General features: G+C 49.4%; 7 protein-coding genes. 4 read left to right on the top strand and 3 right to left on the bottom strand.

Annotation, left to right across the window (positions count from 1 at the left end):
• Positions 1-234 precede the first annotated feature (234 nt).
• The 3 genes from pgl to zwf are packed head-to-tail and all read right to left on the bottom strand — an operon-like array spanning position 235 to position 3,688.
• On the bottom strand, positions 235-993 hold the full coding sequence (pgl, locus tag VN447_RS05485; RefSeq protein WP_325523636.1) for a 6-phosphogluconolactonase: 759 nt from the start codon (positions 991-993) through the stop codon (positions 235-237).
• On the bottom strand, positions 957-2,129 hold the full coding sequence (locus tag VN447_RS05480; RefSeq protein WP_325523634.1) for a glucose-6-phosphate dehydrogenase assembly protein OpcA: 1,173 nt from the start codon (positions 2,127-2,129) through the stop codon (positions 957-959). The genes pgl and VN447_RS05480 overlap by 37 nt, the downstream gene beginning before the upstream one ends.
• 23 nt (positions 2,130-2,152) lie before the next feature.
• Positions 2,153-3,688 carry a glucose-6-phosphate dehydrogenase gene (zwf, locus tag VN447_RS05475; protein WP_325523632.1) on the bottom strand — a complete coding sequence of 512 codons (1,536 nt, stop codon included), beginning with the start codon at positions 3,686-3,688 and terminating at the stop codon, positions 2,153-2,155.
• Between the two features lie 291 nt (positions 3,689-3,979).
• Between zwf and gndA the strand changes: the two genes are divergently transcribed.
• The 4 genes from gndA (at position 3,980) to VN447_RS05455 (ending at position 7,817) form a co-directional block, all read left to right on the top strand.
• Complete coding sequence (gene gndA / locus VN447_RS05470; RefSeq protein WP_325523630.1) at positions 3,980-5,401, top strand: NADP-dependent phosphogluconate dehydrogenase; 1,422 nt, start codon at positions 3,980-3,982, stop codon at positions 5,399-5,401.
• A 221-nt stretch (positions 5,402-5,622) separates the two neighbouring features.
• Complete coding sequence (locus tag VN447_RS05465; RefSeq protein WP_325523628.1) at positions 5,623-6,387, top strand: amino acid ABC transporter substrate-binding protein; 765 nt, start codon at positions 5,623-5,625, stop codon at positions 6,385-6,387.
• Between the two features lie 12 nt (positions 6,388-6,399).
• Positions 6,400-7,053: an amino acid ABC transporter permease gene (locus tag VN447_RS05460; protein WP_325523626.1), complete on the top strand. Its 654-nt coding sequence runs from the start codon at positions 6,400-6,402 to the stop codon at positions 7,051-7,053.
• 11 nt (positions 7,054-7,064) lie between these two features.
• Positions 7,065-7,817, top strand: coding sequence for an amino acid ABC transporter ATP-binding protein (locus VN447_RS05455; protein WP_325523624.1), 753 nt, complete (start codon positions 7,065-7,067; stop codon positions 7,815-7,817).
• Positions 7,818-7,955: the final 138 nt, after the last annotated feature.

Genomic DNA, 7,955 nt, shown 5'->3' with positions numbered 1-7,955 from the left:
GAACCGTTAAGAGCTACAATGTAGGTTTTGGGACGAGCAATATGCCACCATTTGTTTGAAACAAAGACTTTATGCCGATTTTCTCTGCCATATGAACGAAAATAGCTCATTTTTATTCATTTTTTAAGCAGACTCCCTGTTAGAAAGTATAACTTTCCGTCTGGATAAGGGCAACATCGACTTCCACCGTCGCCAAAGGCTCGGCGCAAGCCGTGTTTTCTTTATGTGATGAAATTAATTCAGCAAGTATCTGGCGGCCGCGTTGTCTGCCAGTACCAGTAGATCGCCGGCAGGCTGGACAAGCTGAGCCGGGATTTCCTGGGGATGATTCCGGCCGGTGACAAGGTCATATAACACCTGGGCTTTGCTGTCGCCGGTTACTAAGAAAACTGTCCGGGTGGCGGCGTTAAGTACCGGAAGGGTTAGTGTCAGCCGGTAACTGGCCAACGTGCTGACATAGCAGGCTGATACCAGTAGGTTTTTTTCGTCAACAGCAGACGAGCCTGGAAAAAGTGAGGCTGTATGGCCATCGTGGCCGAGTCCGAGCAATATTAGATCAAAGCGGGGTTTTTCGCCTGGGCCCAGACCAAAGAATTGCACTAACGTTTGTTCATAGGCGGCCGCGGCAGCTGTAGGTTGTTCGCCGCCTGGATACATCTTAAAAATGTTGGTCTTAGGAATAGGCACTTTGCTCAGCAGGGTGTCTTGCGTCATCCGGTAGTTGCTGTCAGTATGGCCGGGCGGTACGCAGCGCTCATCACCCCAGAAAATAAACACCTTTTCCCAGGAAATAATCTGTCTGTATTTGTCAACTGCCAGCAACTTATATAATGCTTTGGGCGTGGAACCGCCAGATAGGGCTGTTGTAAAGCGGCCGTGAGCTGCTATGGCTTGAATGGCCGACTCTGCAAACAGATCGGCTGCTTTTTGACAGACAGCCTGCGGGGTGCCAAGAACTATGACCCTGTGTCTCTGCCTTCCCCAGATCTCCAAAGAATTGTATTCCCTCCCAAGTATTCAAGAGTTTGCTGATAGATGCCATCTTGCGCTCCGGCAGTCATCTCGTTTGCCACTAGGTCAATCTCACTGCCTACATCCAGACAGGTGATTTTTTCCGGAGGTGAGTTTTCCGGAAGGTTGATACGGGTCTGTAGATGCTGGGTGTCTTCGCAAAGTGTTATCCCAAACTGCGCATAAGGACTGCCCTCGGCTGTCAGACGGATTTGTTTGATGCCGGCATCTCGATGACTGGCTGCCGCAAAAATCCGGAAGTGGCAAATGATAGGGTGGCCGTTGGCGCTTACCGCATCTACCCGGTATAATATCTCAGGCTGTTCTTCGATAATGCCGGAGTGCAGACACCAGCCCAGGCGACTGGCCAGCCAGCCGAATATCAGCAGTACTTGGCTGTTATTTATTAGGTGATGCCGGGATAGTTGATGACTGTATTCGATCTCAATATGATTAATATTGTCAAGAAAAGGACGGTAAGCGGTAATATCATAAAATCCAGCCAGCGCTACTCGCCAGGGGGTTAGCCGTGTCCAGTTGATATCTCTTACTCCTTGGTTTTTCCGGCCTTGGAGCAGTTCTAAGATTCTAGTAAAGCCGCTTTGTGGATTTTTTATAGTAACAGAGTCAAGGATCACCTGATCGGCTATGGCTGAAAACTCCTGAAACAAGGGCTCCCCGGTGTGGAAAAGGTAGCGCCACCAGAGAATAATAGGAAGTTCATGGTGCAGCAGCGTTTTGGCGACTTGCGGCAGGCCGCTGGCTTGTCCTGGCAGATTGGGGATGACAATGTGCTCATAACAGGTTTCCGCCGAACACGCTAGTGATAAAATGCACTGTGAACTGCCGGCTTCCCGGTTGCGGAGGGCGTCTTTATCCGGATTCAAGACAATCGTAATAAACCGGCCGGGGTGGCGCTTGGACAAAACGGCTGCTGCCGTGCTTACTGCCTCGGCCCCTTTGCTGTCAGCGACTACGGCGATTAGATTGACCGCATGTTTCGTAATTAATGGGATGTCTGTATTTTTTTCTTCGGCCAGCTTAGTCCACAACCCCCGGAGTTCTCGCTCAATACGCGCTGGTTCCATGGCTGCTGTAGTGTAAACAGGGTCGCTCACATGGTTCACCTCCTGATCGCTAACTAGGGTTGACGCCAGCGCCGCTGGTCACGTTCCAGCAATTCATCAGCCTCGCGCGGCCCCCAACTGCCTGGTTCATACTGCGGTATCTCCTGGGTGAACTGTTGCCAGGCCTCTAGGACTGGTGTCAGGAGTTCCCACGTTTTTTCTACCATATCGCCTCTGGCATACAGGGACGAGTCGCCCAGCATAGCGTCTAAAAGCAGGCGGGCATAGGCCTCTGGTGATTTTTGCGAAAAGGACTCGGCATAGCGAAAAGCCATGTTGACAGGACGAATATTGATAAACTGTCCAGGGATTTTGGAGTTAAAGCTTAGTGAGATGCCCTCGTCAGGCTGAATTTGCAGCACCAGGATATTTGACTCTAAAGGGCCGCCGGCATTGTCTTTAAATAGGCGGTGGGGGGCTTTTTTGAACTGGATCGCGATTTCGGTCACCCGTTTATCCAGCCGTTTTCCTGACCGAAGGTAAAAAGGTACGTTAGCCCACCGCCAGTTGTCAATAAATAGTTTGAGTGCGGCGTACGTCTCGGTAGTGGAATGAGGGTTAATATTTAGTTCCTGGCGATAGCCTTTTAGCTGCGTGAGAGCGGTACCGCCTGGGCTGTACTGACCACGAACAGCATAGCGGTCAACATCAGCAGGGCTAAACGGGCGTATGGCCTGTAACACCTTGATTTTTTCATTACGCACAGCGTCGGTGTCGAGTGATACCGGCGGCTCCATAGCCACTAACGCTAAAAGCTGCATAACATGGTTTTGAATCATGTCTCTAAAAGCACCTGACTGCTCATAATATTCGCCGCGGCTTTCGACACCGATACTTTCGGCGGCAGTAATCTGCACATGATCAATATAGTGCCTGTTCCAGAGCGGTTCAAAAATACCGTTGGCAAACCGGAATACCATGATGTTTTGGACGGTTTCTTTGCCCAGGTAGTGGTCAATGCGGTAAACCTGGTTTTCGGCGAAAACCTTGAGGACCTCACGGTTAAGCTGTTTAGCGCTGGCAAGGTCAAGACCAAACGGTTTTTCGATGACAATGCGCGTCCAGCCGCCGTCCGGGGATTTATTAAGGCCAAGCTCATGTAACCGCTGAATCACGCCGGTAAACATGTTGGGCGGGGTAGCAATAAAAAATAGGCGGTTGCCCAGCGTTCCGCGCTTTTTGTCAATTTCGTCAAGCAACTGACGCAGCTGCTCATAGCTTTCTTTTGATTTTGTATCAGTCGTATTATAAAAAAGACCTTCGGCAAAATTCTGCCACATGATGTCATGTACCAGTCCGGCATCGGTAAACCGTTTGTTGGCTTTACACATGGTTTCCCGGAATTCATCATGGCGCATCGGAGTCCGAGCTGCACCGACAATCGAAAACCCGGATGCCAGCAGATTTTTTCTGGCCAGACTGTAGAGCGCCGGTATGAGCTTGCGTTTGGTCAAATCACCTGATGCGCCAAATATCACTATCGTGCAAGGATCAGCCGAACGCCTGAGTCCTAGTCCTTGGTTAAGCGGATTAGTTAAGCCTGGTTCCATCTATCCTCAGCCCTTCCGAAAATACAGTGAAAACAAAACTATGCTACGACTAGTATGGCCGGATGGCGGCGGCTAAAACCGCCTGATAAACACATAATAAAGTGAGACTTAGCTTCAGGTGGGGTTTTAACCCCATCTGAAGTTTAGTCGACCTTATCCAGGGACTTAGCCGCTCGCCTGTGCCCTTTGGGTATAACTCCCACTTGTATACCCTAAAGGGCACAGGAAAGATGGGTGTCTTAGAGCGGCTTGGTCATCGGATAAAGTATATTCGATATAGCAGGAGGAAGTATGACAAGCAATAATTATGACATTGGGTTAATAGGACTTGCGGTTATGGGGGAGAACCTGGCCCGCAATATCGCTGGCAAGGGCTTTGCGATAGCCGTCTATAACCGGACTGTTGATAGAGTATTCGAGTTTGTTAACAAGCATGGCAGTGGCTTGCCTGTGGGCGGGGCAGCTTCTGTTGCTGAATTTACTGCCATGCTTACTAAGCCCCGCAAAATTATGCTGATGGTTAAAGCCGGCCAGCCGGTAGACGATATGTTGCAGGAGCTGCTGCCCCACCTTGAACCAGGCGATATTATTATAGATGGCGGAAATTCCTACTTTGAGGATACGCGCCGCCGCTGCCGGGAGTGTACGGAAAAGGGTTTTCATTTTATCGGTATGGGTGTCTCAGGCGGCGAGGAAGGGGCGCTCAAAGGCCCCAGTCTTATGCCTGGCGGAGAGGAACGTGATTATAAGCAAATAGAGCCCATTTTGATTAGCATTGCTGCCAAAGTGCCGGGTGGAGTGTGCTGCCAGTATGTTGGCCCTGACGGCTCCGGGCACTATGTAAAAATGGTGCATAACGGCATTGAATACGGCGATATGCAACTGATCAGCGAGGCGTACCACCTCATGCGGGAGGCGTTAGGGCTGTCGGCTGATGACCTGCAGCAAGTATTTACCGGCTGGAATCAAGGTGTGCTCGAATCGTTTCTCATTGAAATCACGGCCGATATCTTCGCCCGTAAAGACACTGAAACAGGCAAGCCAATCGTTGATATGATTGTAGATCAGGCCGGGCAGAAGGGGACAGGAAAATGGACAATCCAGAGCGCCCTTGATCTTGGCGTGCCCGCACCCACAATTACGCAAGCCGTCTTTGCCCGGTATATGTCAGCCTATAAAAAAGAGCGCCTAGCGGCCGCGGGCATATTGCCTGGGCCTGATAGACGCTATGCCGGCAGTAAAGGCGAGTTAATTAAAGCCATTCACGATGCTCTTTATGCCTCAAAAATATGCTCTTATGCTCAGGGCTTTGACCTTTTGGCTGCTGCGAGCAAAGCCTATCATTGGAACTTGAACTATGGCGATATTGCGTTACTATGGCGGGGCGGCTGCATTATCCGCGCGCGGTTCCTGGCGAAGATCGAAGAGTCTTTCCGGGATAACCGCGACCTACCGAATCTCATGGTGGCACCTTTTTTTCGTCAGGCACTTTCGGCAGCCCAGGCCAACTGGCGGTTAGCCGTCAAAACCGGCAAGGAACTGGGGATACCAACACCAGCCTTCAGCGCTTCGCTCGACTATTATGACAGCTATCGCACCGCCCTGTTGCCAGCCAACCTGCTGCAAGCGCAACGCGATTATTTTGGCGCACATACCTATGAGCGGCTTGATAAACCGGGGGTATTTCACTTTGATTGGTTTAGTAAATCATAAGAAAAATATAGGTAAGGCATGTGAACAATGACATCAATATGATTGATACTTGGTTTTTGTCTTTGCTAAAAGAACAAAATACTGAGAATTAGGCCGTAAATGCAAGAATTACAATACAAAACCCTAAGCCGTTTGCAAAAACGGCACTTTTTATTACTTCCAAACTTTAACGCGTTAAAGTAGAATAGAGATACAGTTTAGGGAGAGTGGAGGAATATAGAATGAAAAAATTAATAGCAGCCATGTTAGTGTTACTGCTCGCAGGTATGTTGGTAGCAGGGTGCGGGGGAGCCGAAAAGAAAAAAATCGTGGTCGGCCTTGATGACAACTTCCCGCCCATGGGTTTTCGTGATGATAAAAACAATATTGTAGGGTTTGACGTGGATATGGCTAAAGAAGCCGCTAAACGGCTAGGTATGGAAGTCGAATTTAAGCCGATTGACTGGAGCAGCAAAGAAGCCGAACTGAGCGGTAAGCGGGTGGATGTGCTGTGGAACGGCCTGACAATCACTGAAAAGCGCAAAGAAAATATTCTGTTTACCAAAGCCTATATGGAAAACCGCCAAATTATTGTAGTCGCTGCCAATTCGCCTGTTAAGACAAAGGCTGATCTTGCTGGTAAGGTGGTCGGTGCGCAGGAAGGCAGCAGCAGTATTGAAGCCATTGAAAAAGATGCGGCTACCATGAAATCTTTTAAAGAACTTAAGAAATTTGGCGACAACGTGGCTGCGCTGATGGATCTAAAGACCGGACGACTTGACGCTGTCGTTGTGGACGAAATAGTTGGCCGCTATTACATAGCCAAGAAGCCAGGCGAATATATCATCCTGTCTGACAACTTCGGTTCAGAGGAATATGGCGTCGGCATGCGTAAAGATGACAAAGAACTCTTGGGAAAACTGCAGAAAGCCTTGGATGACATGAAGAAAGACGGTACTTCAGCAAAAATTTCCAAGCAGTGGTTTGGCGAAGATATTGTAAAGTAAGGAAGAAAGTAAATGGACTACGTAATAGGGATTTTGCCGCCCCTGCTGGAAGGCACAGTCGTGACTCTGCAAATGTTTTTTTCTACGATTGTCCTCTCACTGCCGCTCGGTCTGCTTCTGGCTTTGGCCCGTATTTCCCGGTTCAAGGCTCTGAGCGGCGCGGTAGGGGTGTACATCTGGCTGTTTAGAGGGACGCCCCTCATGCTGCAGCTGTTATTTATCTATTTTGGCTTGCCGTTTGTGCCCTATATCGGTATCCGGCTGCCTGATTTTCCGGCTGCGTTACTGGCGTTTGTACTAAACTATGCTGCGTATTTTGCTGAAATATTCCGCGCCGGTATCCAGTCCATTGACCGTGGTCAATACGAAGGCGCCAAAGTATTAGGGATGACATATACGCAGACTATGCGCCGGATTGTTTTGCCGCAGGTGATGAAAAGAGTGCTGCCGCCGGTGAGTAACGAGACGATCACACTGGTCAAAGATACTTCACTTATTTATGTATTGGCCATGAATGATTTGCTAAGGACAACCAGGGCCATTGTGCAGCGGGATTTTAACACCACGCCGTTTATTGTGGCTGCTGTGTTTTACCTGATTATGACGCTGGCGCTCACCTGGATGTTCCAAAAGCTTGAGCAAAAGTACGCTGTATATGACGAGTAGGAGTATAGCCCATGAACATGATTAACGCAGTCGACATTCACAAAAAGTTTAATCAGCTCGAAGTGTTAAAAGGCATCTCGCTTACTGTAAACAAAGGTGAGGTTATTGCCATCATCGGCCCCTCCGGCTCAGGCAAAAGTACTTTTCTACGCTGTCTTAACCGGCTGGAAACGGTCGACCAGGGGAGAATTGAGATTGAAGGCGATGTGTTGGTTTCAGGTGGCTCTGACGGGAAAATCCGCTACGCCGACGAAGCCGAGGCAAGGCAGATTTGCCGCAGGATGGGGATGGTATTTCAACAGTTTAATCTGTTTCCCCACCTCACTGTGCTGGAGAACATTATTGAAGCTCCCCTTACTGTCAAAGGCGTCAATCGTGAAGAAATTGTACCTCAGGCCGAAGAACTATTGCGTAAGGTAGGATTGGCCGAAAAACGGGATGTTTATCCCTCACGGCTGTCAGGGGGACAGAAACAGCGGGTGGCTATCGCGAGGGCGTTGGCTATGAATCCCGACATTATGCTGTTTGACGAGCCTACGTCAGCGCTTGACCCCGAACTGACAGGTGAAGTTTTAAAGGCTATGCGCAAGCTGGCTGAAGAGCATATGACCATGATTGTTGTTACCCATGAGATGGCATTCGCCAGAGAAGTAGCCAACCGCGTTATCTTCATGGACAATGGTGAGATTGTCGAACAGGGGACGCCGGAAGCTGTTTTTGGTTCACCGTCGCAGCCCAGGACTAAGGCATTTTTAAATCGATAGTATAGAACATAAGAAAACACGGCTTGCGCCGAGCCTTTGGCGAAAGCGCAAGCCGATGTTGCCCTTATCCAGGAGAAAGTTATACTTTCTATCAGGATAAAAAGCGAGATTGCTTCGACCTGTGAAGCAATCTCGCTT

This window comes from Sporomusa sp. (genome assembly GCF_035561155.1).
Classification (GTDB): Bacteria; Bacillota; Negativicutes; order Sporomusales; family Sporomusaceae; genus Sporomusa.
Note: the sequence above shows the minus strand (reverse complement) of the source record. Positions and strands in the feature narration are given on the sequence as shown.